Source organism: Mesorhizobium ventifaucium, assembly GCF_935822925.1.
GTDB classification, from domain to species: domain Bacteria; phylum Pseudomonadota; class Alphaproteobacteria; order Rhizobiales; family Rhizobiaceae; genus Mesorhizobium; species Mesorhizobium ventifaucium.
Map to the genome: position 1 here is coordinate 182,881 of NZ_CAKXZS010000024.1, position 23,820 is coordinate 206,700.

Genomic DNA, 23,820 nt, shown 5'->3' on the forward strand with positions numbered 1-23,820 from the left:
GCGTCGGCCCGCCAACATCGATATGGCGGCGCCAATGTTCAAGGCACCCAATGTTCAAAGATTCGGGCCTCTTTTAGGATTACGCCATCCGCCCCCGCAAGACGGTTGTAAGCGCCAGCGCCAGGCAAATGGCGCCAAGCGTGATCGGCAGGCCGTTCGCGCCGAACACATCCATGGCGCCGCCCGCCAACGGCGGCACGGCGATGCCGCCGACGCCCCACATCAGCGAGAAGGCGGCGTTGCCGGCGACCAGCGCCGAGCCGGTGAACCGCTCGCCGAGCTCGACGATCGACATCGTGTAGATGCCGTAGGAGACCGCGCCCCAGACAAACACGCACGGCCAGATCAGCGGCGTCTCGATGAGAACCGGCAACAGCACGCATCCGAGCACCGTTAGCGATACACAGATAAATCGGACCAGACGCGCTGTCAGCCGTTCCGCCAGCAGACCGAGGGGCACCTGCATGGCGATGTTGCCGGCGATCATCATCGACAGCAGCGCCGACATGCGGGTTTCCTCAATGCTGTAATACGCTCCGTAGACCGGCAGCAGCGCCAGCACCCCCTGTTCGAAACCGGCCGCCACCACGACCGCCGACAGCAGCAGCCATGCCATCGGCATGAACCCCATCACCGAAACCCGGTGCCCGGCTTCATCGACCTTTGGCAGCCGTCCCAGCACCAGCGCCAGGCAGGCGCCGCAAAACACGAATGCGGCGATGCCGACGAGAAACGGCGGCCACCCGTCGGTGCCGACGGCAAGCAGGCACAGCGGGCCGGCGGCAAAACCGGCCGAAATGACTGTGGAATAGATCCCCATCAGGCGACCACGGCGCGCCGGCGGCGCCAGCGCGATCACCCAGACCTCGCTCAGCACATAGAGCGGATTGGTCACCACGCCGATCAGGAAGCGCAGTGGAAACCACAGATAGACATTTTGCGTCCAGCCGATCAGCGCCAGCATGATCGCGGAAAGGGCCGCGCAGGTGAGCGCCGTGCGCCCTGCCCCGAACCGGCGCGCCAGTGCCGGGATGAGCGGCGACGAGACGATAAAGCCGACCGGCGTCATTGCCGCCGACAGGCCGATCATGGCCGGCGAGACGCCCTGGCGCTGCAGGATGAAGCTCAGCAGCGGGTAGCTCAGCCCTTGCGCGATGGCGAACACCGAAACGGTGGCGATCACGCCGGTGATCGCCGCCCACTGCATTGTCCCATCACTGTTCTGTTCCGCCAGGTCCATGATCCGCACCAAAGGGAAGCTGCACGATTAGCGTTTCGGGAGCGTGCCGGGAAGCACCGGCGGCAAGAACCGCTTGCGCCAGCCAGGGGATGCCTTGTTCAAGGGTCCGCGGCGCCATTCAGGCCACTACGGAAAATACCGGGCAATCGCCCCCTTCCTGCCGTCGGCGTAAGGCTTCAGCCACTTGTCGTCGATGGCAAGCCCGTCATTGTCCGACGGCCCTTCACCAATCGTTCTGCGCCAGGCGCGGAACTTGTAGTGGTCGAACACGTCGAGCATATGCACCGCAAAGGCCGCAGCGAAGGTCCTGTCGCCTTCGACGATCACCATGTTCTCGTCGTTTTCATAGGACGCCTTGTAGCCAAGGTTGTGGCTGCCGGCGATGACGGTCGCATTGTCGGCCATCGGATCGATGATGACGATCTTGTCGTGCACGATCGCATGGCCGACGGTCAGCACTTCCGCCTGGAAATCGCGCGCAACGGAGGCCCCCGTCAGGTTGGCCGCCCTGACGATGGAGACGTTCGGCGTCTCCCAGACCTTCTCCGGAAAGACGAATGGCGATTTGCCGTCCCTGTTCGATTTTTTGGTGACTGGATCCCGGGTCGGGGCAACGTAGTTGGGCATGGCGGTGTGATCGCTGATTGCGCCTTGCACGATCAGCTTTGGATTCGCTGTCGCCGCCGCGACCGCCTGATCGATGACCGAATTGTTGCCAAGCCGCGACGGATTGAACACCAGAAACAGCACCGCCTCCTTTGCCGCCTTGATCCGTGCGAAAACGTCTTCGAGATCGACAGGCCGCACCGAGATGTCCTTTTTGCTGCGGTCGGGATCGTTTGGCGAGAACCAGATGGTGGTGCCATCGACATGGTTCGGTGTGCGATTCTTCAGGCGAAACGGCCTGCCTTGCTTCTGCGCCACACGTCCGGCAGCACTTTCGCTTGCCGGCGGCGGGAACAAATCGGCCTTCATCCGCTCCCAATAAGCATCGAACACTTCGGCCATGGCAGGGTCGTCGCGGATGAAGGCGTTGTTGGACTGTCCGCAAATCCCGGTCGACGTCCAGTTGGTGCTGCCGGTCATGACCGCTTGCGGATTGCCCTGGGCATCGCGGTAGACGGCAAACTTGTTGTGGCCGATATGGTTGTTGTTGAACAGACGGTTCGTCAGCACGACGCCGGCGTCACGCAGCCGCTTTCTGAACGGCGCGTTGCCCGCGTCCCACGCCTTCGTTTGTTCATCCCTGCCCGAATTCGACAGAATGACTTCGACGACATCCCTGGCGTCGATGATCGCGTCGCAAAGTTCGTCATCGCCAAGCTCATACAGGGCAAGCCTGACAGTGCCGCCCTCGGCCTTGGCCCGTTTCATCAGGCTGGTGAGCACGTCCGGAACCTCGCCGTGAAGATAGGCGCGTATCTTGCTGCCGGGACGCTGAAGCTCGGCCCTGATCTTATCGCGTTGCCCGACCTTGATGCCGGCGTCTTCCAGGGCGCGCGACAGCCATTGCGTCGAGAGCACGCCGTTGGTGAAGGCGAGCCGCGCCTTGCCGAACATCGATCCCAGGAAGATGGTCGGGCTGACGGCGCCTTGTCCGAGATAGCCGAGCGGCCGCACCGCTCCGGTATAGGCTTTCTCGGGCCGCACCGGCACCGGATCGAGGCCGGGCCGCATGTCGCCGACCGGACGCACCCGGTAGGCGACCATTTCGCCATCCGGCCTGATTTCAACGCTGTCGCGGCGCCGCCGCACCGTAAGATCGCGCCAGAATGTCTTCTGCACCGGCCAGACGCCGGTATCCTGCGGAATCCAGTCCTTGTTGCGTTGCCCCTTGAAAGGAACCCAGGACGCCAGGCAGCGTTCCTCGCCAGTGCCGGGATAGATGCGGACGATCTCGAAGCCGAGGCAGCCGTCGATCATTCCGTCAATATCCCAGGCAATGAAGGCGACTTCGTTGTTGGTCGCTGCACGCACGCTGACAACATCAGACACGGAAATAGTCTCCCCCAGGACGGTTTGTATTCAATGTACTTACTCAATATGACGTGATCGCAACGTGACATATTTCACAGTTCGGGCACAGATCTGGTTTCGCCCTGGTGCGTCTGGGGGCGAACGTCCATGTCGCTTCCCTCGCCCTAGTGGTCGCCGCCTCCGCAATGGCCGGGCGGCGGTCGGTCCATTATGCCGCCGCACTGTCGCAGCGTACGAGGCCTGTCATGACCGCCGCCCTTCATCCCGCCGAACCGGCATTGGCAAACCCCCGTCGCGGCGGCCGCGCAGGCAAGCGCGCCGGCGCAGCGGCGGCATTCGAGCAGCCGCCTTTCCGTCAGCTGAAAATCCCGCTGACGCCGACCAGGCTGGTCTCCGACGACGAGCTGGAATCGATCCACCTCGCCTCGCTGCGCGTGCTCAGGGAAATCGGCGTCGACGTGCTGCACGACGAGGCAAGGCGGATCATGAAGGCGCATGGCGCGGATGTCCGCGAGGGCAGCGAGCGGGTGCGCTTCGACAGCGACATGATCCTCGAGCTGGTTTCGCACTGCCCGTCGGAATTCACCATCCATGCCCGTAATCCGGCGCACAATATCCGCTTCGGCGGCGACAACCTGATCATCTCGATGATGGCGTCGGCGCCCAATTGTTCCGACATCGACCGCGGCCGCCGGCCGGGCAACCAGCAGGACTACCGCAACTTCCTCAAGCTTGCGCAGATGCACAACATCCTGAACTGCACGGGCGGCTATCCGGTCGAGCCGATCGACATCCATCCGTCGGTCCGGCACCTCGAATGCATCCGCGATTTGAGCGTGCTCACCGACAAGGTGTTCCACATCTATTCGCTCGGCAAGGAGCGCAATGTCGACGGCATCGAGATCACCAGGATTGCGCGCGGCATCAGCGACGAACAGCTTCTCGAACAGCCGTCGGTGTTCACCATCATCAACACCAATTCGCCGCTCAAGCTCGACGTGCCGATGATGGAAGGCATCATCCAGATGTCGAGCAAGGGCCAGGTCGTCATCGTGACGCCGTTCACCCTGTCGGGCGCCATGGCGCCGGTGACCATCGCCGGCGCGCTGGTGCAGCAGAATGCCGAAGCGCTGTCCGGCATTGCCTTCGCCCAGATGGTGCGCAAGGGCGCGCCCGTCGGCTATGGCGGCTTCACCTCCAACGTCGACATGAAGTCCGGCGCGCCAGCCTTCGGCACGCCGGAATACATGAAGGCGCAATTGGTCGGCGGCCAGCTCGCCCGCCGCTACAACATCCCCTACCGCACTTCCAACACCTGCGCCGCCAACACGGTCGACGCACAGGCCGCCTATGAAAGCGTGTTCTCGCTGTGGGGCGCCATCCAGGGCGGCGGCAACTTGATGATGCATGCGGCCGGCTGGCTGGAAGGCGGCCTGCGCTGCTCCTACGAGAAGACCATCCTGGACATCGATCTGCTGCAGATGGTGGCCGAATTTTTGACCCCGCTCGACCTTTCGGAGGAAGCACTGGCTATCGACGCCATCCGCGACGTCGGTCCGGGCGGCCATTTCTTCGGCACCCAGCATACCCAGGACCGCTACAAGACCGCGTTCTATTCGCCTGTCATCTCCGACTGGCGCAATTTCGAGACCTGGGCGGAAGCCGGATCGCCGACAGCTATCGAAAAGGCCAATCGGGTGTGGAAGGAGCGGCTGGCCTCCTACGAAGAGCCCTACATGGACCCGGCTATCCGCGAGGAGCTCAACGCCTTCGTCGACAAACGTCGGTCCGAAGGCGGCGCGCCGACTGATTTTTGATCATTTGATGAACAGTCGACCCCCACTCCGTCGAGCTTCGCTCGACACCTCTCCCCCGATCGACGGGGCAGAGGAAGGGCGTGAGATTATTCCAGCCGGAGCGCTTCTCCACTTTGCTTTCACGCCCCGCTCACTCGATTCAATCTCTTCAAAAACGGAACTATCTTCATGAAATCTCATGCAAAAGCGGTTGTCATCGGTGGCGGTGTCGTCGGCTGCTCGGTGCTTTACCATCTGGCCAAGGCCGGCTGGACCGACATCATGCTGATCGAGCGTTCGGAGCTCACCTCCGGTTCGTCCTGGCATGCGGCGGGCGGCTTCCATACGCTCAACGGCGATCCCAATGTCGCCAAGCTGCAGGCCTACACGGTGCAGCTCTACAGGGAGATCGAAGAGCTTTCCGGCCAGTCCTGCTCGCTGCACCTGACCGGCGGCGTGATGATGGCCGACACGCCCGAACGCATGGACTTCCTGCGCCTTGCCCACGCCAAAGGCCGCTATCTCGGCATGGACACCGAGCTGATCACGCCGTCAGAGGCCAAGGCGATGTTCCCGCTGATGGACGAGACGAACTTCGTCGGCGCCATGTGGGATCCGGTCGAAGGCCATCTCGATCCTTCCGGCACCACCCACGCCTACGCCAAGGCCGCCAGGAAGCTCGGCGCCGAAATCGTGCTGCGCAACCGCGTCGTCGAGCTGACGCAGGAGGTCGACGGCACCTGGAACGTCGTTACCGAGCAAGGCACGGTCAAGGCCGAGCATGTCGTCAACTGCGGCGGCCTATGGGCGCGCGAGATCGGCCGCATGGTCGGCGTCGAGCTGCCGCTGCTGGCCATGGAGCATATGTACCTTTTGACCGAGCCGATGCCGGAGGTCGAGGAATTCAACAAGTCGACCGGCCGTGAGATGATTGGCGTCATGGACTTCAAGGGCGAGATCTACACCCGCCAGGAACGCAACGGCATCCTGCTTGGCACTTATGAAAAAGCCTGCAAGCCGTGGTCTCCGGTCAACACGCCGTGGGATTTCGGCCATGAGCTGCTGCAGCCCGACATCGACCGCATCGCGCCGTCGCTGGAAATCGGCTTCAAGCATTTTCCCGGTATCGAGAAGGCCGGCATCAAGCAGATCATCAACGGTCCCTTCACCTTCGCGCTCGACGGCAATCCGCTGGTCGGCCCGGTGCAGGGCCTGACCAATTTCTGGTGCGCCTGCGCCGTCATGGCCGGTTTCTCGCAGGGCGGCGGCGTCGGGTTGGCGCTGTCGAACTGGATGGTCCATGGCGATCCCGGCTTCGACGTCTGGGGCATGGACGTCGCGCGTTTCGGCGAATGGGCGACGCTGCGCTACACCAACGCCAAGGTGCGCGAAAACTATTCGCGCCGTTTTTCCATCCGCTTTCCCAACGAGGAACTGCCGGCGGCACGCCCGGCCCAGACAACCCCGCTTTACGACACGATGCAGGCCAACAACGCCGTCATGGGCGATAGCTGGGGCCTCGAAACCCCGCTCTGGTTCGCACCGAAAGGCACCGAGCCGAAGGACATCGTTTCCTTCCATCGCTCCAACGATTTCGGGCCGATCGGCGAGGAAGTGCGCGCCACCCGCGAAAAGGTCGGCGTCACCGAGATCGCCAACTTCGCCAAATACGAAGTCTCCGGGCCGGGATCGGAAGATTTCCTCAACCGGCTGATGACCAACCGCATGCCGAAGACCGGCCGCATTGTGCTGACGCCGATGCTGAACGAGTTCGGCAGGCTGATCGGCGACTTCACCATCGCCAACGCGGGTGAAGAGCGCTTCATGATCTGGAGCTCGTCGGCGGCGCAGAAATATCATATGCGCTGGTTCGAAAAGCACCTGCCGAAGGATGGTCCAGGGGCGTCACAGGTCCTCATCCACCGCTTCGACCAGACTCTGGTCGGCTTGTCGATCGCCGGGCCGAAATCACGCGACCTGCTGCAGAAACTGGTTGATATCGATATCTCGACCAAGGCCTTCCGCTTCATGGATTTCCGCGAGATGGCGGTCGGCGGCGCGCCTTGCATGGTCAATCGCATCACCTATACCGGTGATCTCGGCTACGAAATCTGGATGGCGCCGGCCTATCAGCGTCTCGTCTACAAGGCGATCAAGGATGCCGGCGAAGAGTTCGGCCTGGTCGATTTCGGCATGCGCGCCCTGCTCTCGATGCGCCTGGAGAAGAATTTTCCGACCTGGTTCCGCGAGCTGCGCCCGATCTACGGGCCGTTCGAAGGGGCAATGGACCGCTTCGTCAAGCTGGAGAAGAACGACTTCATCGGACGCGAAGCGGCAGCCAGGGAGCAGGCAGAAGGGCCAAAACTGCGTCGAGTCTCCTTCATCGTCGATGCCGCGGGTGCCGATGTGATGGGCGACGAACCAATCTGGGCCAAGGTCGGCGGCAAGGACTACGGCACGGTGGAAAAGCCGCATGGCTATGGCGCGCCGCGTTTCGACACGGACGGCAAGGAAGTGCGCGGCTCCCGGGCCGCGGAAAGCGCATCGGCCGTGCGCGGCATCGTCGACGGCGAGTGGCGCGTGGTCGGCTGGGTCACCTCCGGCGGCTATGCCCATTACGTCCAGAAATCGATGGCGCAAGGCTATGTGCCGGCGGCCCTGGCCGGGGACGAAAGCGCCGGACTGTTCGAGATCGAAATCCTCGGAAGCCGACGACCGGCCTGCATCAATGTCGAGCCGCCTTTCGACCCGAGCGGCGAGAAGATGCGGACCTAAAGCGCCGGACCCAAAGGCCGGCCTCGCGCTTGACCCGGGCGCGACCGATTTCGGGAAATCCGATGTCCAGACAAGAAGACAGGGTGGCGGCCACGACTTCAAGCCCGCCGCTCCGGCAGCGATCAGGCGACGTTGCGCGGGGCATGGTCTTCATGCTAGCGGAGCCGGCGGCAACCGGCACCGGCGATGAGAACGCGTTGAGATATTCGATGAAATGGGCCGAATGGCTTGCCGAGGGCAGGATCGGCCCCTTCCCGGCGGCGATCGTCATGGTCGCAACCTATTTGGCGTTGCAAACCGTCATATTGTCCGTTCTGGCCAGTTGGGCAGGAACCGGCGTCGGCATCGATGACGCGGAGCAACTGATTTATCTGCCATATCTTTGGGCTGGATATGGCGGCTCGCAACCGCCTCTCTACACATGGATCAACTGGCTGGCCGCGCAAGTTTTCGGCACCAATATTTTCACGCTGAAGCTCGTCAAATACTCAGTGCTGTTCCTCGCCGCCTGCAGTGTGTTCGCCGCCATGCGGCGGTTCGGCTACACGAAAGCGACGGCCGCAGCAGCCACGCTCGGACTTTTCACAATCCCGCAAATCGCCTGGGAATCGCAGCGGGCCCTGTCGCATTCGGTCGCCGTTGTCGGCTTCTGCGCGCTGCTGCTGCTGGCAATGGCTAATTTGATCAAACGGCGAAGCGTCATCGCCTATGCGATGTTTGGCTTGGCAACAGCTGCGGCAATTCTTGCCAAATACAACGATTTATTCCTGGTGGCAGCGCTTGTTGCGGCGGTGCTGTCGCTGCGCGAGCTGCGCAGCGCGATCCTCGATCCGAAATTCGCAATCAGCGTTGCCGTCGCGATATTAGTGCTGGCGCCAACCGCATATTGGAGCCTGATGCATCCTGCCGATTTGCTGGCGAGAGGCGAAAAATTCGGAATAGACCTGCAGCAGGAGCGCATGATGGCCGCAGCCACCGGCGCCGGCAAGTTTATCATGGGGACTTTCAATTTCGCTGTCTTGCCGGTGCTCGTTTGCGCGCTGGCTTTCGCGCTGACCGGATTCCGTTTCTCCGATCGTCAACCCAAGGCTCCGGCCAGGGAAGTTCTCGTGTGGCGTACCTTGGCGATCGGCTTGGCCATGCTGGCGATAATTGTGCTGGCCACCGGCGTGACCGAGGTCAAGGCCCGTTGGCTGGTGCCGGTCATGGTCCTCTTGCCGCTGGCGATGGCCGCCTATATGGAACGGCGCGCACCGCGCGGCAGGGACGCCCAGCTGCTGGTGATCGCGGCCGGAGCGATCATCGCCGTTCTGCTGGCGCCCGCCACCTGGTACTTCCAGATAAACGGGACCAGTGGTCTCTCGCGGATGATCAGGGTGGATTACCCGGCCTTGTATCGCCAGCTGACTGCTGACGGGCCGGTGAAAACCGCAATATCCGACGGTGCATGGGTCGGCAATCTGCGGCTGGTCGACGAAAAATTGGTCGCGCTTAATCAGGAAGTGCCAAATTTCGACAGGCTGGTGCAAGAGCCGGCCGTACTCGTCTGGCTCGACCGCGACGATCCGCGGCCGGTCATTGTGGAGCAGCTTAGAAAAGCCGGCTATGAGCTGGAAGGCCAACCAAGGCAAATCATGGTTCCGCTAGTGCCTGGCACCAACGAGCCCGCCCGGCCCGGCGCATATGCAAGATTGAAGAGAACGGCTGCGGAAAAAGCCACAGCGCCCGGCGAAGGCCTCAGCAAAGGAGCCGAGGGTGGACAGGAACCCGGCTGATCGGCCTCCTCGTCATCGCAAGATCATGCCGTTCGAGCCGGACCAAGCAGGCTCAATCGATGCGCTGCGCCTGAAGTCGCGGCAGAAGGCCGCTGAGCTCAACCAGCATGTGCTTGGCTACGGCGCACTGGCGGAAGCCGAGTGGCAAGCCGCCGGCATTGCTGCTCCCGACCTGCCCGCCATGCGCCAATACCGGCTCGACCGCATCCGCGCCGAGTTGAAGCGCCGCGGCTACGCGGGAGCTTTGCTCTACGATCCGATCAACATCCGCTATGCGACCGACTCGACCAATATGCAGCTCTGGGTCGCGCACAATCCGACAAGGCATTGTTTCGTTGCCACCGAAGGCCCGGTGGTATTGTTCGACTATTTTTCCTGCGAGCACCTTTCCGACCACTCCGGCGTCGTCGACGAGGTGCGGCCGGCAGTGTCGTGGATCTATCTCTACAGCGGCGAACTCACCGAGCAAAAGGTCCGCCGCTGGGCCGCCGGGATCGCCGATCTGGTCAAGGAGCATGGCGGTGGCATCAGCCGCATCGCCGTCGATCACATCAATCCCGAGGGCGTCGAAGAACTTGCCCGCCTCGGCATCTCGATCGGCAATGGCGAAGCGCTGATGGAAAATGCGCGTCTGATCAAATCGCCCGACGAAATCCTGGCCATGCGCCGGTCGATCATCGCCTGCCAGGCAGCGATGGGCGAGATGGAAGCAGCATTGAGGCCAGGAATTTCCGAAAACGAATTGTGGGCCGAACTCCACCGCGGCAACATCGCGCGTGGCGGCGAATGGGTCGAAACCCGGCTCTTGACGTCTGGCCCGCGCACCAATCCCTGGTTCCAGGAATGTTCGTCGCGAGCGATCGCAGCCGGCGATCTCGTCGCTTTCGATACCGATCTGATCGGCCCTTACGGTTTCTGCGCCGACCTGTCGCGCACCTGGCTCTGCGGCGACACCGAGCCGTCCAACGAGCAACGCGAGCTGTTTCGCATCGCCGCCGATCAGATCGCCCACAATATCGGCCTGATGCAGCCGGGCACATCGTTCCGCGATCTTGTCGAACGCTCGGCGGTGCCGCCCGGAGATTGTTTCCCGACACGTTACGGCGTGCTCTACCACGGCGTCGGCCTGGCCGACGAATATCCGACGCTGCCGCATGCGATCGACTGGACCGAAGACACGCCCGACGGCGTGCTTGTGTCGGGCATGGTGCTTTGCGTCGAGAGCTATATCGGCCGGCTTGGCGGACGCGAGGGCGTCAAGATCGAAGAGCAGGTCCTGATCACCGAAACCGGCAACGAGCAGCTTTCGACCTATCCGCTCGACGAGCGGCTGCTCGGCGGCTGACCGTTTTATGCGATCGCCGCGACCGCCTCGCGCAGCGCCACCACGATCTTTTCCGGTGTCGTCCTGGCGGTGATGAACGGCAGGCCCTTGCGCCGCCTTGTCCAGCCGACGACCGTGACCGCTTCCGCTGCCGGCTCGAAGCGCCGCGCCTTGGCCCAGCTCTGGCAGTCGATGGCCGCGACATCGGCCTTGCCCTCGGCAATGGCGACGATCGAGGCGCGGTGGCCACCGCTTTCGCTGCGCTCAGAGAAGATGTCCAGGCTTTCGCCCAGCGCCTCCAGGTCACGCGTCAGCGCGATAATGCCCGACATGGAATCGAGGCTGTTGAAGGTAAAATGCTTGCCACGCAGGACATCGAGCGGGATGAGCGGGCTGCCATCGGACGGTGAGGTAACCGTTGGCGCCTCACCTGCACGCATCACGAGCGCGCTCGAATAGAGTTCATCCTGCCCGCCCTCGAACGCGTCATAGCGCGGCTGGCCGATCACCTGGACATGTTCCAATAGGCCGAGTTCCAGCGGACCCCAGCAGGCCTGTGCGAACAGCAGCGCTGGATGCAGCCAGAGGCCGTGAAAATCCAGTTCGTCGGGCGGCAGCGTCGCCGGATCGGGCGCGATCACCTTTCCGGCGGCGTCGCGGATGCCGCCTTCGACAGGCCGCAGATCGGCATTGACGCGAGCGACGGTTTGCGGCGCGTCGATGCCTTTTTGCCGGAAGGCATCACGCAGCCGCGCCCATTGGGCATCGACCTCGTTCTTCTCTTCAGGCCAGTCATACATCGGCAAGGCGGCAATGAAATCGCTCATGCCGGGATTTTGATCGTTCCGCTGAGAAATTGACAAGGCCATTGACGCGCACCTGGGCATCGCCGCCGGCGATGCCGCAAAGTTCATTCTTTCGGCGGCTCGGCCGGCACCGGCGCGCTGCCAAGCCCATTGAGGCTGCGCGCCCTGACGCGTGGCTTGAACGCGCGGCCTGGTTCCGGCGTGCGCCGCAGCACCGGGTGGACGATCGGCTCCTTCGCCTTGAAGGCATATGCCCTAAGCAGCGCGAAATAGTTCGGATAGGCATAGCCATTGTTCATCCGCAGCCACTCGTCACGGCGCTCGGCAAACAGCTTCGGCAGCCGGTACCAGGCCACCGTCGGGCTCTTGTGATGGACGAAATGCAGATTGTTGTTGAGGAACAGGAAAGACAGCGGCGAACGCTCGACGATCACGGTGCGGCCTTCCGGATGCTCCGACCACTGATGCTCGGCGAAGGTGCGGATCGAGATCAGCGACTGGCCCAGCCACACCGGCACCAGGACGTAGAGCCATAGCGGGATGCCGAAGCTGAACTGCACGACCGCCAGCACCACGGCGAGGCCGATGGCGTGCAGCAGCCATGCCTTGCGGATCACCTTGTCGCCGGCGAGCACCTGCCTGGCATCGTCGATGAAGAAGCCGATGCATGACAGCCACGGGCCGAGAATGAGCCGACCGATCATGGTGTTGTTGATCTTCAGCAGGAACTTCATCGCCGCCGGCAATTCGTCATGGCGCCACAGCGCCTTGTAGTAGCTTTCAGGATCGTCAAGCGGATCGGTCAGCCGTTCGTCGGCATGATGGCGCAGATGAATGGTCTTGAACCGCCGGAACGGCCAGACGAGACCAATCGGCAGGAAGACGAAAGCTTCGTTGAGCTGGGCATTGCGGGTCGGATGGCCGTGCAGGACTTCGTGCGCCAGCGAGGACTGCAGCGCCGCCATCAAGGCCAGAACGACGAGCGCCAGCAGCGGATAGGACGGCCACAGGAACAGGCCAGCTGCAAGCCAGGTGCCGTAACAGAAAAACGCGAGGAAGATGGTCGGCCATTCGATGGCCGGTGCATTGCTTCGTCTGTTATTCCTGCTTGTCATGGATCGACCACTGCCCTTCCAGTCGCCGGAACCGTTTTGATTCCTGACAGCATTGTGTCAGGAGCACTGTGATGCTGCAACGCGACAAAGCGAACAAAATGTTGCGATTGCGCATTTTCAGCCGCATGTGTTATCTATTGTAAACAACCTGGAGGATTCATTTACGCTCAAAGTGCCACGTTGGCGGATTCGGCGGATTTTTTTCCTCTTAATGGCGGGAATGACGATATGGACAAACGCGACCTATCGACGGTCTTTCGGGAGCGCTTGAAAATGCTCCTGACACGGTCCGATTTGAAACAGTCCGCTTTCGCGACGGCGGTGGGCATCGACCGCTCGGCGCTTTCGCAGCTGCTGTCCGGCGCCTCGACGCGCCTTCCCCGCGCCGAAACGCTGCTCAACATCGCCGCCGAATTCAAAGTGTCGCTCGACTGGCTGCTCGGCCTCAGCCAGGACGAAGGCGTCACCGGTGAAATCCGCGAGAGCCTGGAGATCGAGGAAGCGCCTGATGGCTTCGACCGCACGCTGCTGGCCAGATGGCATGCCGAGGCCGCGGGCACGAAAATCCGTTACGTGCCGGCCGGCATTCCCGATCTTCTGCGCACCGAAGCGCTCGTCGACTACGAGGCCGGTATCGCCAACAAGAGCCGTGAGGCCCAGGCCGGCGAGACGCAGTACCGCATCGACTACAACCGGCGGCCGGAAACCGACATGGAAGTCTGCATGCCGCGCCACACGCTGGAGATCTTTGCGCGCGGCCTGGGCGTCTGGGACCGTTTCCCTGAGGCCGCCCGCCACCAGCAGCTTCTTCACATGGCGACGCTGCTCGACGACCTTTATCCCACCTTCCGCCTGTTTCTCTATGACGGACGGATGCGTTATTCGATCCCCTACACCATCTTCGGGCCCTATCGCGCCGCCATCTATGTCGGCGACATGTATCTGGTGCTGAACGCGACCCAGCCGGTCCGCACGCTGACCAGCCATTTCGACAATCTGATCCGCGCCGCCGATATCAATGCGCACGAAGCAGCCAGCTTCACCCAAAGGCTGGCGGAAATGCGATTTTGACGACTTGCTTCCTGCACCAACATTGACGCGATATAAAGATTTCTTTATATCCTTATCTCGACCAGCAGGTTCCGCAAAAGTGCCTCGCGGTTTTGCGACGAGAACCTGCGGCAATACAAAAACCTAAGCAGACGTAGCGGGCGAGCGAAGTCCGCTTGGAATCCCGGAAGGCGTAATTTCCAATGACCAATCCAATTGACGCTTTGCTTGCCGAAAAGGGCGTTCTGCTCTCCGATGGCGCCACCGGCACCAATCTGTTCGCCATGGGGCTCGAGGCCGGCGAGGCTCCAGAGTTGCTGAACGAGACGGCGCCTGACATCATCACCAGTCTGCACCAGAACTTCGTCGATGCCGGCGCCGACATCATCCTGACCAATTCCTTCGGCGGCACCCGCCACCGGCTGAAGCTGCACCATGCGCAAGACCGCGTGCATGCGCTGAACCAGCGCGCCGCCGAGATCGCCCGCGCTGTCGCCGATAAAGCCGGCCGCAAGGTCATCGTCGCCGGCTCGGTCGGCCCGACCGGCGAGTTGCTGGTGCCGCTCGGCGCCATGACCTATGACGAGGCGGTCGAGGCCTTTGCCGAACAGATCGAAGGCCTGAAGGCCGGTGGCGCCGAAGTCGCCTGGATCGAGACCATGTCGGCGCCGGACGAAATCCGCGCCGCAGCCGAAGCCGCAATCCGCGTCGGCCTGCCCTATACCTACACCGGCTCCTTCGACACGGCCGGCCGCACCATGATGGGGCTGTTGCCGAAGGACATCCACGGCGTCGCCGATGGACTGTCGCAGCCGCCGCTCGGTGTCGGCGCCAATTGCGGTGTCGGCGCCTCCGACATCCTCGCCTCGCTGCTCGACATGACCGAGGCGAAGCCGGAGGCGACGGTAATCGTCAAGGGCAATTGCGGCATTCCGGAATTCCGCGGCGCCGAGATCCACTATTCCGGCACGCCCGAATTGATGGCTGACTATGTCAGGCTGGCCGTCGATGCCGGCGCAAAGATCGTCGGCGGCTGCTGCGGCACCTCGTTCGCCCACCTCGCCGCCATGCGCAAGGCGCTCGATGCGCATACAAGGTCGGATCGCCCGAGCATCGAGAGAATTGTCGAGCGCATCGGCCCGATGCGCAACAAGCAAGCCACAGTCAACACCGTCGAGACCAGCGAAGCCCGCCGCGAGCGCCGGCGCAGCCGCGCCTGACGTAATGTTGAAATAGGCCGGCAAGGTTTCCCCTGCCGGCCTGCCTCACCCGCCCGTAGGTCGGTTTCCCGTATCAGGCGATCCCATCTGAGGAAAACCGGCCGTCACACCCACTACCGGTTACCGCCGAGTGCTGAGGCGAGGCGCACCAGCGAGAGGAACTCGGACCGGTAGCCAAACGGGTCGGCTCCCCGGGCGGCAGTGGCAATCTCCATGATCTTGTCGTAGCCGAACTTCGCGGTCGCATCCTCGTCGCGCAGCTTCTGGCCGAAGGCCGCGACGGCAACGGAGAAACGCTGGTCAGTGCTGGCCTGGTCGAAATCAGCCACTTCATTGGCCGATGTCACCGGCGTGGCGATCAGCTTCGAGCCATCCTCATTTGGCAACTTGTAGCGGACCTTGACGAACGCATATTCGTCGGCATTGGCGATGCCGCCATTGTTCACTGCGGCCTGGCCGTAGCGCAGCGGATCGATTTGCTCGCCGCCGCTGCCTTTCGGCGTGATCTCGTAGATCGCGGTGACCGAATGGCCGGAGCCGATCTCGCCGGCGTCGACGCGGTCGTTGTTGAAATCCTCGCGGTTCAAGGCGCGGGTCTCGTAGCCGATCAGCCGGTATTCCGAGACTTTTTGCGGGTTGAACTCGACCTGGATCTTCACGTCCTTGGCGATGGTGAACAGCGTCGAGGACGCATCCTCGACCAGCACCTTCTCCGCCTCGGCCAAAGTATCGATATAGGCGGCGGTGCCGTTGCCGTTCTGGGCGATGGTCTGCATCATCTGATCGTTCAGATTGCCGCGACCGAAACCGAACACCGACAGGAATACCCCGGTCTTACGCTCCTTTTCGATCAATCGCTTCAGTTCGTCGTCGTCGGTCTGGCCGACATTGAAGTCGCCGTCCGTGGCGAGCATCACCCGATTGATCCCGTCGTTGACAAAGGATTTCTGCGCCAGCCGATAGGCTTGCCTGATACCCGCCTCGCCGGCCGTGCTGCCGCCGGGCGCCAACGTGTCGATGGCATTGAGAATCTTGTCCTTCTCCGAAACCTTCGTCGGCTCCAGGACAGTGCCGGCATCGCCCGCATAGGTGACGATGGAGACGGTGTCGTCGGGCTTCAACTTGTTGACCAGCAGCCGGAAGGCCGACCGCAGGAGCGGCAACTTATCCTGCTCGTTCATCGAGCCCGACACGTCGATCAGGAAGACCAGATTGGCCTTGGGCTGCTCAGCCGGCTTGGCGTCGAAACCCTTGATGGCGAAATGCATCAGCCTGGTGTGCTCGTTCCACGGCGTCGGCATGACGCTGACGGTCGAGTTGAACGGGATCGAGGCAGAGTCCGGTCCTTTCCAGTCATAGGGGAAGTAGTTGATCATCTCCTCGACGCGGACCGTGTCGGCCTGCGGCACAACACCTTCCCTGAGCGAACGCCGCACGAAGGTATAGGAGGCCGTGTCGACATCGATCGAGAAGGTCGACACCGGGTCTTCGAGCGCGGCACGCACCGGATTGCTCTTGAAGTCCTCGACGCGGTCGCGGTTTTGCTCTTGCGGCAGCATCTGGTCGGCCGGCATAGCGGCAGGCGGCTGCACCATGAGTTTGGATTCGGCTGTTGTGCCGGCCATACCCTTGACCGCTGGGGCGCTTGCGCCGCCGTCCTGTGCGAACTCGGCGCTCGCCGCCGGCGGAGGCGCATTGCCGGTCGGCGCACCCTGCCTTGCCAAGCCGCCGGCGGCAGCTGATTGTGGCTTCGGCGATGCCGGGGCAAGCGCCTCGGCTGCGTCGCGGCTTTCGGCGTCGGCATCGGCTTTCTTCGGTTTGTCGGCCTCGGCCACGGTGAGCGGCCTCACCGTGGCCGGATCTTTAGCCAGCGGTCTATCGGCCAGCGTTTCGGTGATCTTCTCGTCCCCACCGGAAGGGAACGGCTGCTCCTGCAGCATGTAGATCGTGGCGTATCCGGCGATCGGCAGGGCGACGAGCCCGGCAATGGCCGGGGTGGCGAAGTGTTTCTTTTGCATGATCTCGCTCCAGAGCTTTTGTGCTCGCTCTGTGAGACGAAGCCCTTTCGCAGTTCCTTGGGCGGCAGGTGAAGTTATTTCGTCCAGGTCGTAAGCCCGCATGGCGGCCTCGAAGGCACGCGTCTTCGCGTCGGTGCCCGGTGCCGGTGCTGCGATGCCGCGCAGCCTGTTGAGTTCGTTGTCTTCGACCATGATCACACTTCCCCGGCTGAAAGCATAAGCGTCTTCAACCGTTTCTTCGCTTCATGGATGTGCCAGGAAACCGTCGTCTCCGAGATGCCCATCGCCTCGGAAGCGAGTGCGTGGCTCAGCCCTTCGCCATAGACGAGCAGCACCGCGTCGCGCTGCTTGTCCGGTAGCATCCGCACCGCCGCCCAAAGCGCCTCGGCTGGATCTTCGGGCTCGGCCGGGGCCTCTCCCCAGATCAGCTCGTAGGCCCCGTAGGCTTCGGTCTTGATCGCCTCGCGGACGGTCTTGCGCATCATGTCGCGTGCCGCATTCAGCGTCATGGTGTAGAGCCAGGTGGTGAAGGCGCCGCTGCCATGATAGTCGCGGATCGCCCGGCCGAGCCGGACGCAGACTTCCTGGGCGATATCCTCGGCGTCGGCCTTTTTCCCGCACCAGCGATAGGCGGCGCGATAGATGAAGTCATAGTGCCTTTCGAGCAATTTGCCGAAAGCCCCCCTGTCCCCGCCCTGCGCCCGCCCGATCAGCTCGGCGTCGGAGGCTTCGCTTTCGTCCAGCATCATCGCCATCATTTGCCTGTTGGACGAAGGCTAGTGGCGATTCCTTGGGCAATGGAAAGAATTTTTTGTCGACCGTCAGACGACGACCACGGTCGCGCAGGCCAACAGGGCAAGTCGCAATGAGGCAACCCGCAAATTCGTGCGCCATTTGGCGACGCTACAGGCCCGCGAACGCGGCCATGTGGAAGGCTTGAACCTGTGGCGGATAGCGATAGGCCGCACCGTAAGGACAGGCGTTGCGGTCGAGACAACCGCCGGTTCGGCAAGGCGCGCCGTTTTGCCCGCGCACATGCGCCAGACAGGCTTTGTGCGCGAAACCGTCAACAGAATAGGCGTTGACCGGGCAGGTTTTCAGGCAAGGTTTGTCGACACATGCATCGCAAAGGTGAATCACGCCGCGGGGTTCGTGAAGCGCTATTTCGACCTCGAACAGCAGCGCGCCGCGATAGGCGTGCCAGAGTCCGTATTGCGGATGCATGAGGATGCCGAGCGGCGACGGCTTCAGCCCCTCCGCCCGCATCGCCCATTGCTGGAACGGCAGATACGGCCTGTCGGACGGTGACACGGCACGCGCGCCGAAGTCGTTCGCCACTGCGCCGATCACTTCGCGCGACCATGTGTCGAGCGGATTGGCGATGAGCCCCGATTGGCCTTCCCGCCAGCGCAGGAAATGCGGCCATGGCGCGGCGCCCGCCTGCCCCACCAGCAGCACGGATCCGGCAGAAGCACCGGAGAGACCGGAGGGTGTTTCATCACCGCCTGCAAAATTGAAGCCGCCGCGCAGGATGAGGCCATGAGCGGAAAGCGCCTTCGCTATATCTTCGACCATGCTGGGCGCAGGAGTCACCCCTTCCTGTCCGGCTCGGAGAAGGCGCTCCGCCAGACTTCCTTGTGGATGATGTTGGCGACTTTAGCCCCGCCTGACTCGGGCTCCTTTCAGGTGAAGGCGTCGGCCATCGACGCCTTCTTGCTGGCGATGAAGTCCTTCAGCCCATCGTCGATGCCCTGATCGAGGTGCGGCGCCTCGTAGCTTTCCAGCCAGCGGCGGGCGAGTTCGTTGGCGCGCTGCGGCGCGGTTTTTTCGCCCTCGGCCAGCCACTGCTCGTAGGAATTGTTGTCGGCGATGTTGGAACGGTAGAAGGCCGTCTGGAAATTGGCCTGCGTATGATCGCAGCCGAGATAGTGGCTGCCCGGGCCGACCTGGCGGATGGCATCCATCGCCTGGCCGTTTTCCGACAGGTCGACGCCTTCGGAGAACTTCTGCGTCATGCCGAGTTGGTCGATGTCCATCATGAACTTTTCGTAGCAGGAGGCGAGCCCGCCCTCGAGCCAGCCGGCCGAATGCAGCACGAAATTGGTGCCGGCGAGGATCGTCGAGTTCAGCGTGTTGGCGCTCTCATAGGCCGCCTGCGCGTCCGGGATTTTCGAGGCGCAGAGCGAGCCGCCGGTGCGGAACGGCAGGCCAAGCCGGCGGGCGAGCTGCGCCGCGCCATAGGAAACCAGCGACGGTTCCGGCGTGCCGAAGGTCGGCGCGCCCGACTGCATCGAGATCGACGAGGCGAAGGTGCCGAACAGCACCGGTGCGCCCGGCCGGATCAGCTGCGTGAACGACGCGCCAGCCAGCACTTCGGCCAGAACCTGGGTCAGCGTGCCAGCGACCGTCACCGGGCTCATCGCGCCGGCGAGGATGAACGGCGTCACGATACAGGCCTGGTTGTGGCGCGAATAGACTTTCAGCGCCCCCAGCATGGTCTCGTCGAACACCATCGGCGAATTGGCGTTGATCAGGCTGGTCAGCACCGTGTTGTTCTCGACGAAATCGTCGCCGAACACGATCTTGGCCATCGCCACCGTGTCTTCGGCGCGCTCCGGCGCGGTGACCGAGCCCATGAACGGCTTGTCCGAATATTTGATGTGGCTGTAGATCATGTCGAGATGGCGCTTGTTGACCGGCACGTCGACCGGCTCGCACACCGTGCCGCCCGAATGGTGGATCGACGGTGCCATATAGGCGAGCTTCACGAAATTCTGGAAATCCTCGATCGTCGCATAGCGCCTGACGCCGTCGAGGTCGCGCACGAAGGGCGGGCCGTAGACCGGTGCGAACACCGTGGCGTTACCACCGATGTGCACCGAGCGTTCGGCATTGCGGGCATGCTGGGTATAGACGGACGGCGCGGTTTTCAAAAGTGAGCGGCAGAGCCCCTTCGGAAAGTGCACGTGCTCGCCCTTGACGTCGGCGCCGGCCTCTTTCCACAGCTGCAGCGCCTCGGCGTCGTCGCGAAAGATGATGCCGATCTCTTCGAGCACCGTGTCGGTGTTCTGCTCGATCAGTGCCAGCCCTTCCTCGTCCAGCACCTCATAGACGTTGATCTTGCGCTTGATGTAGGTCAGCTGGGTGCCGGGGCCGCCACCTGAGCGCGCCGCCCGCCGGGCAGCGGCGCCACCGCTGGCGGCGCGTCCGCGCCGCGCGTTTGACGCTTCCTGGTCGACCGGCGCGTTCTCACTCATGATCGTTCTTCCCTGACTTTGTTCTGGCGCAATTATTACGGCCGCATATCGCGGCTTCTGGCCGGATCGTAGTCATGCACCCTATTCGAAACGGCCCGCCAGCGCCAACGCCTGTCGCAAAATCGACAAGAATTCCAATAGATTTGCAGTCGCTTTCCTTTTGCGGGAAGTCGCAAATCAGCTATGGACGCAAGCCTGTAGCGGGTTAGGTATTGACGTGATATTTGAGGCCCCGCAATTGCATCTGTGCGGCAAGGAGCTGGATTAAAAATGGCCGACGACGAGATCATCCTTTCCGAGCTTTCCGACGACGAACTCGTGCAGCAGATGCATGACGACCTTTATGACGGGCTGAAGGAAGAGATCGAGGAAGGCACCAACATCCTTCTCGAGCGCGGCTGGGCGCCTTACAAGGTGCTGACCGAGGCACTGGTCGAAGGCATGCGCATCGTCGGCGAGGATTTTCGCGACGGCATCCTGTTCGTGCCGGAAGTGCTGTTGTCGGCCAACGCGATGAAGGCGGGCATGTTCATCCTGCGTCCGTTGCTTGTAGCCACCGGCGCGCCGAAGCAGGGCAAGATGGTGATCGGCACCGTCAAGGGCGACATCCACGACATCGGCAAGAACCTTGTCGGCATGATGATGGAGGGCGCCGGCTTCGACGTCATCGACCTCGGCATCAACAATGCGGTGGAAAAATATCTCGACGCCATCGAACAGCACCAGCCCGACATCATCGGCATGTCGGCGCTGCTGACGACGACGATGCCCTACATGAAGGTCGTCATCGACACGATGAAGGAAAAGGGCATCCGCGACGACTACGTCGTGCTGGTCGGCGGCGCCCCGCTCAACGAGGAATTCGGCAAAGCCGTCGGCGCCGACGCCTATTGCCGCGACGCAGCCGTGGCAGTCGAGACCGCCAAAGACTTCATGAAGCGCAAGCACAACGTCCGCGCTTCGGCCTGAGCTGACGAGGAGAAGAACAGGAGCATAAGTACGGAAGCCCGTACTTATGCTATGACGCAGGCCGATGCGGCTCGTGACGCCGGCATGTCGCAACCTTTGAACGGGAAGTTGAGCACGGCAAGCCTGGCTCGGAGCGTTTAGGCGATAGAAGCGGCTATTCTGATTCTTTCGCCTCTTCCTTCAGGATCGGCGTGTCGGCGGTTGTATTCGCGACGCTTGCGACCTTGGTTTGCTGATCTACGCTTGCGACCTTGGTTTGCTGATCTACGCTTGCCGCTTTGGTTTGCTGATCTACGGAAGCCGTCGTTTTGTTGTGGCCAACACATTCCGCTGCGGCGCCGGACACCGAAAGGCCCAGAGCGGCGACAACTAAGAGAGCGGTCTTCATCCTATGCTCCTATCTTCGTTGTTGAGGTACAGGGAAAGATTACCGGCATGTCCCGAATTCGAGAAGTCAACTTTTCGTGCCTCCCGTAGGTGGACACCAAGCCCGCGCTTCAGCCTCTCATCTCCGTGAATTCGGCATGGACAACAGGCCGAAGCGTGCCTTGCGGCGCGGCTTTGTTGTTCCAATACAAGGACTAACGCGCATCGCTTGAACTATCTGTAGCGATGCGCCTTGTTGATGTCGCGGGATCAGGGATTTTCGACCGTATCCTCGACCGCGTTGGCTGTCGATTTGACGTCCCTGCCGACGCCGCGGACGGTGTTGGCGCAGGCCGAAAGTGCCAGGGCGCAAGCGAGAATGGCGATGGGTGTTAGGCGCAACAGTTTCATGGACGGTGTCTCCCTTGTTCGATAGATTCGAATCCAATAGCAACGAAACCCGCTTCTATGGGCGCCATGCGAAAACTACAACCCGATCAAGGCGACAGGCTGCTTGTCATCGCTTGCGGGATGATTGCGCGCGAAGTTCTGGCCGTCAAGGCGCAGCTCGGGCTCGACCATATCGACCTGACCTGCCTGCCGGCGGAGTTCCATTTCTACCCGGACCGCATCGCGCCGGCCATGGACAAGGCGATCGAAAAGGCCAAGGCGGACGGCTACAGAAACATCTTCGTCGGCTACGCCGATTGCGGCACCGGCGGCCTGCTTGACCGTGTCTGCGAGAAGCATGGCGTCGAGCGCATGGCCGGCCCGCATTGCTTTGCCTTCTACCAGGGTATGGATGCCTATGCGAAGATCGCCGACGACGACATGATGTCGTTCTACATGACCGACTTCCTGTGCCGGCAGTTCGACGCCTTCTTCATGAAGCCGCTCGGCCTCGATCGGCATCCGGAGCTCATCAAGGACTATTTCGGCAATTACCAGAAGCTGGTCTATATCGCCCAGACCGATGATCCGGAACTCGACAAGGTCGCCGCGAAAGCCGCGAAAATGCTCGGCCTCGCCTATGAGCGCCGCTCGACCGGCTATGGCGACCTGACGACGGAGCTGGCCAGCGCCGCCGGACACGGCTGACCGTTCGATCAGGCGGCTCCTTCTTCCGCTGCAAGCCCGGCGAGCACAGCGGCAAAGCTCGTCTTGCAGACGAAGCCCAGCCTGTCCCGCGCCCGTGAGGCGTCGTAGACACGATCGATCGAGGAAAACATCGTCCAGCCTTTTCGCGCATAGAGCGCCGGGAACTCCGGAAAATAACGCGCCACGACTGACGGGGCGTCGGCGATCAATGCCTCGCAATCATTGGGCTGGAACGGCGTTGGCGCCGAGACGATGAAGATATCGAAGCCCAGTTGCGGCGCCTTCTCCAGTGCCGCGACATGGGCCTCGGCGGCATCCTCCACGGTCAGCCGGCGGAACAACAGCTCATTGGCCTTGGTGTTGGCGTCCGACTGCTCGATCGCATGCGCCATGTCGTCTGCTTCGGGAAAGAACCGGGCGGTGCGCAGCACGATCGCCGGCAGTCCGGACTGGATGTGATAGAGGCGGCAAAGATGTTCGGCCGAAAGCTTGGTTACGCCGTAGATGTTGCGCGGCTCGGGCGACATGTCTTCCGTCAGCCAGGCGGCCTTGCGCGCACCGCCGGTGAGGCCGGCGCGTATGGCTTTCGAGATCATCAGCGAGGTCGTCGACGTGAAGACGAAGCGCTGAACGCCTGACACCACCGCCGCGTCGAGCAGGTTGAGCGTGCCGCGCACATTCGTCTCGATGAAATCCTCATTGCGGTGGAGTTCGATATCAGGTTTGTGCAGTGCGCCGCTGTGGACGATCGCCTCGATGCGGTTTTCCCCGACCGTCCGCATCACCAGATCACGGTCGGCGACCGAGCCGATCATCTGCGTTTGCGCCGACGGGACCGGATCTAGCCCGATGACGTCATGGCCAAGGGCCCGCAGGCGCGGCGCGAGCGCGCTGCCCAGCCAGCCTGACGACCCGTAAGCAAGATCCGCATCGGTGAAACCACGAGTTTTAACCTGATCGCTGTTAAGCACGGATGACAGGCGGCCGCGAACGGGTAAGTTGTATGCCAAACGAGAAAACAGGCTGTTCCAGCC

General features: G+C 62.4%; 18 protein-coding genes and 1 pseudogene. 8 read left to right on the plus strand and 11 right to left on the minus strand.

Features of this window, described 5'->3' with window-relative positions:
- Positions 1 to 79: 79 nt before the first annotated feature.
- Together NMG70_RS21620 and NMG70_RS21625 are read right to left on the minus strand one after the other, a co-directional pair.
- The gene (locus NMG70_RS21620; protein ID WP_254026408.1) at positions 80 to 1,240 is read right to left on the minus strand and encodes an MFS transporter; all 1,161 of its coding nucleotides are present in this window, start codon (positions 1,238 to 1,240) and stop codon (positions 80 to 82) included.
- A gap of 126 nt (positions 1,241 to 1,366) precedes the next feature.
- Entirely contained in the window at positions 1,367 to 3,235 is a 1,869-nt protein-coding gene (locus tag NMG70_RS21625) for a phospholipase D-like domain-containing protein (protein ID WP_254026409.1), read from the minus strand.
- A gap of 227 nt (positions 3,236 to 3,462) precedes the next feature.
- Between NMG70_RS21625 and NMG70_RS21630 the strand changes: the two genes are divergently transcribed.
- The 4 genes from NMG70_RS21630 (at position 3,463) to NMG70_RS21645 (ending at position 10,908) form a co-directional block, all read left to right on the plus strand.
- Positions 3,463 to 5,034: a trimethylamine methyltransferase family protein gene (locus NMG70_RS21630; protein ID WP_254026410.1), complete on the plus strand. Its 1,572-nt coding sequence runs from the start codon at positions 3,463 to 3,465 to the stop codon at positions 5,032 to 5,034.
- Positions 5,035 to 5,202: 168 nt separating this feature from the next.
- Complete coding sequence (locus NMG70_RS21635) at positions 5,203 to 7,788, plus strand: GcvT family protein (protein WP_254026411.1); 2,586 nt, start codon at positions 5,203 to 5,205, stop codon at positions 7,786 to 7,788.
- A 62-nt stretch (positions 7,789 to 7,850) separates the two neighbouring features.
- Positions 7,851 to 9,563, plus strand: a complete 1,713-nt coding sequence (locus NMG70_RS21640; RefSeq protein WP_254026412.1) for an ArnT family glycosyltransferase — start codon at positions 7,851 to 7,853, stop codon at positions 9,561 to 9,563.
- Positions 9,564 to 9,588: 25 nt separating this feature from the next.
- Positions 9,589 to 10,908, plus strand: a complete 1,320-nt coding sequence (locus tag NMG70_RS21645) for a M24 family metallopeptidase (protein ID WP_254026546.1) — start codon at positions 9,589 to 9,591, stop codon at positions 10,906 to 10,908.
- Between the two features lie 5 nt (positions 10,909 to 10,913).
- On the opposite strand, the gene NMG70_RS21650 is transcribed toward NMG70_RS21645, so the two are convergent.
- Together NMG70_RS21650 and NMG70_RS21655 are read right to left on the minus strand one after the other, a co-directional pair.
- Complete coding sequence (locus tag NMG70_RS21650) at positions 10,914 to 11,714, minus strand: phosphate/phosphite/phosphonate ABC transporter substrate-binding protein (protein ID WP_254026413.1); 801 nt, start codon at positions 11,712 to 11,714, stop codon at positions 10,914 to 10,916.
- An 83-nt stretch (positions 11,715 to 11,797) separates the two neighbouring features.
- Positions 11,798 to 12,808: a fatty acid desaturase gene (locus NMG70_RS21655; RefSeq protein ID WP_254026414.1), complete on the minus strand. Its 1,011-nt coding sequence runs from the start codon at positions 12,806 to 12,808 to the stop codon at positions 11,798 to 11,800.
- Positions 12,809 to 13,036: 228 nt separating this feature from the next.
- Here NMG70_RS21655 and NMG70_RS21660 point away from each other — a divergent pair, with 228 nt between their 5' ends.
- Complete coding sequence (locus NMG70_RS21660) at positions 13,037 to 13,879, plus strand: helix-turn-helix domain-containing protein (RefSeq protein WP_254026415.1); 843 nt, start codon at positions 13,037 to 13,039, stop codon at positions 13,877 to 13,879.
- A 182-nt stretch (positions 13,880 to 14,061) separates the two neighbouring features.
- Complete coding sequence (gene bmt / locus NMG70_RS21665; protein WP_254026416.1) at positions 14,062 to 15,078, plus strand: betaine--homocysteine S-methyltransferase; 1,017 nt, start codon at positions 14,062 to 14,064, stop codon at positions 15,076 to 15,078.
- Between the two features lie 113 nt (positions 15,079 to 15,191).
- On the opposite strand, the gene NMG70_RS21670 is transcribed toward bmt, so the two are convergent.
- The 4 genes from NMG70_RS21670 to NMG70_RS21685 all read right to left on the minus strand — a co-directional run bounded on the left by NMG70_RS21670 (position 15,192) and on the right by NMG70_RS21685 (position 20,353).
- Positions 15,192 to 17,288, minus strand: coding sequence for a VWA domain-containing protein (locus tag NMG70_RS21670; RefSeq protein WP_254026417.1), 2,097 nt, complete (start codon positions 17,286 to 17,288; stop codon positions 15,192 to 15,194).
- Positions 17,289 to 17,290: 2 nt separating this feature from the next.
- Positions 17,291 to 17,851, minus strand: coding sequence for an RNA polymerase sigma factor (locus NMG70_RS21675; RefSeq protein ID WP_254026418.1), 561 nt, complete (start codon positions 17,849 to 17,851; stop codon positions 17,291 to 17,293).
- Between the two features lie 148 nt (positions 17,852 to 17,999).
- Positions 18,000 to 18,671: a hypothetical protein gene (locus NMG70_RS21680; RefSeq protein ID WP_254026419.1), complete on the minus strand. Its 672-nt coding sequence runs from the start codon at positions 18,669 to 18,671 to the stop codon at positions 18,000 to 18,002.
- A gap of 107 nt (positions 18,672 to 18,778) precedes the next feature.
- Positions 18,779 to 20,353: a trimethylamine methyltransferase family protein gene (locus NMG70_RS21685; RefSeq protein ID WP_254026420.1), complete on the minus strand. Its 1,575-nt coding sequence runs from the start codon at positions 20,351 to 20,353 to the stop codon at positions 18,779 to 18,781.
- Between the two features lie 270 nt (positions 20,354 to 20,623).
- Here NMG70_RS21685 and NMG70_RS21690 point away from each other — a divergent pair, with 270 nt between their 5' ends.
- Positions 20,624 to 21,322 (plus strand): corrinoid protein, encoded by a 699-nt coding sequence (locus NMG70_RS21690; RefSeq protein ID WP_095494578.1) that lies wholly within the window; start codon positions 20,624 to 20,626, stop codon positions 21,320 to 21,322.
- 154 nt (positions 21,323 to 21,476) lie between these two features.
- Here the strand turns inward: NMG70_RS21690 and NMG70_RS21695 are convergent, their stop codons facing one another.
- Entirely contained in the window at positions 21,477 to 21,710 is a 234-nt protein-coding gene (locus NMG70_RS21695; RefSeq protein WP_254026421.1) for a hypothetical protein, read from the minus strand.
- 248 nt (positions 21,711 to 21,958) lie between these two features.
- Positions 21,959 to 22,099, minus strand: coding sequence for an EncA/B family entericidin (locus tag NMG70_RS21700; protein ID WP_254026422.1), 141 nt, complete (start codon positions 22,097 to 22,099; stop codon positions 21,959 to 21,961).
- Positions 22,100 to 22,156: 57 nt separating this feature from the next.
- Here NMG70_RS21700 and NMG70_RS21705 point away from each other — a divergent pair, with 57 nt between their 5' ends.
- Positions 22,157 to 22,786 carry a DUF1638 domain-containing protein gene (locus NMG70_RS21705; RefSeq protein WP_254026423.1) on the plus strand — a complete coding sequence of 210 codons (630 nt, stop codon included), beginning with the start codon at positions 22,157 to 22,159 and terminating at the stop codon, positions 22,784 to 22,786.
- A gap of 8 nt (positions 22,787 to 22,794) precedes the next feature.
- Here NMG70_RS21705 and NMG70_RS21710 read toward each other — a convergent pair.
- Positions 22,795 to 23,717 (minus strand): annotated as a pseudogene (locus NMG70_RS21710) (NAD-dependent epimerase/dehydratase family protein).
- Between the last annotated feature and the right edge of the window lie 103 nt (positions 23,718 to 23,820).

Coding starts and splice junctions, on each gene's coding strand:
- NMG70_RS21620 (WP_254026408.1), bottom strand. CDS start 1,240: ATGGACCTGGCGGAACAGAACAGTGATGGGACAATGCAGTGGGCGGCG.
- NMG70_RS21630 (WP_254026410.1), top strand. CDS start 3,463: ATGACCGCCGCCCTTCATCCCGCCGAACCGGCATTGGCAAACCCCCGT.
- NMG70_RS21635 (WP_254026411.1), top strand. CDS start 5,203: ATGAAATCTCATGCAAAAGCGGTTGTCATCGGTGGCGGTGTCGTCGGC.
- NMG70_RS21640 (WP_254026412.1), top strand. CDS start 7,851: ATGTCCAGACAAGAAGACAGGGTGGCGGCCACGACTTCAAGCCCGCCG.
- NMG70_RS21645 (WP_254026546.1), top strand. CDS start 9,589: ATGCCGTTCGAGCCGGACCAAGCAGGCTCAATCGATGCGCTGCGCCTG.
- NMG70_RS21650 (WP_254026413.1), bottom strand. CDS start 11,714: ATGAGCGATTTCATTGCCGCCTTGCCGATGTATGACTGGCCTGAAGAG.
- NMG70_RS21655 (WP_254026414.1), bottom strand. CDS start 12,808: ATGACAAGCAGGAATAACAGACGAAGCAATGCACCGGCCATCGAATGG.
- NMG70_RS21660 (WP_254026415.1), top strand. CDS start 13,037: ATGGACAAACGCGACCTATCGACGGTCTTTCGGGAGCGCTTGAAAATG.
- bmt (WP_254026416.1), top strand. CDS start 14,062: ATGACCAATCCAATTGACGCTTTGCTTGCCGAAAAGGGCGTTCTGCTC.
- NMG70_RS21670 (WP_254026417.1), bottom strand. CDS start 17,288: ATGGTCGAAGACAACGAACTCAACAGGCTGCGCGGCATCGCAGCACCG.
- NMG70_RS21675 (WP_254026418.1), bottom strand. CDS start 17,851: ATGGCGATGATGCTGGACGAAAGCGAAGCCTCCGACGCCGAGCTGATC.
- NMG70_RS21680 (WP_254026419.1), bottom strand. CDS start 18,671: ATGGTCGAAGATATAGCGAAGGCGCTTTCCGCTCATGGCCTCATCCTG.
- NMG70_RS21685 (WP_254026420.1), bottom strand. CDS start 20,353: ATGAGTGAGAACGCGCCGGTCGACCAGGAAGCGTCAAACGCGCGGCGC.
- NMG70_RS21690 (WP_095494578.1), top strand. CDS start 20,624: ATGGCCGACGACGAGATCATCCTTTCCGAGCTTTCCGACGACGAACTC.
- NMG70_RS21695 (WP_254026421.1), bottom strand. CDS start 21,710: ATGAAGACCGCTCTCTTAGTTGTCGCCGCTCTGGGCCTTTCGGTGTCC.
- NMG70_RS21700 (WP_254026422.1), bottom strand. CDS start 22,099: ATGAAACTGTTGCGCCTAACACCCATCGCCATTCTCGCTTGCGCCCTG.
- NMG70_RS21705 (WP_254026423.1), top strand. CDS start 22,157: ATGGGCGCCATGCGAAAACTACAACCCGATCAAGGCGACAGGCTGCTT.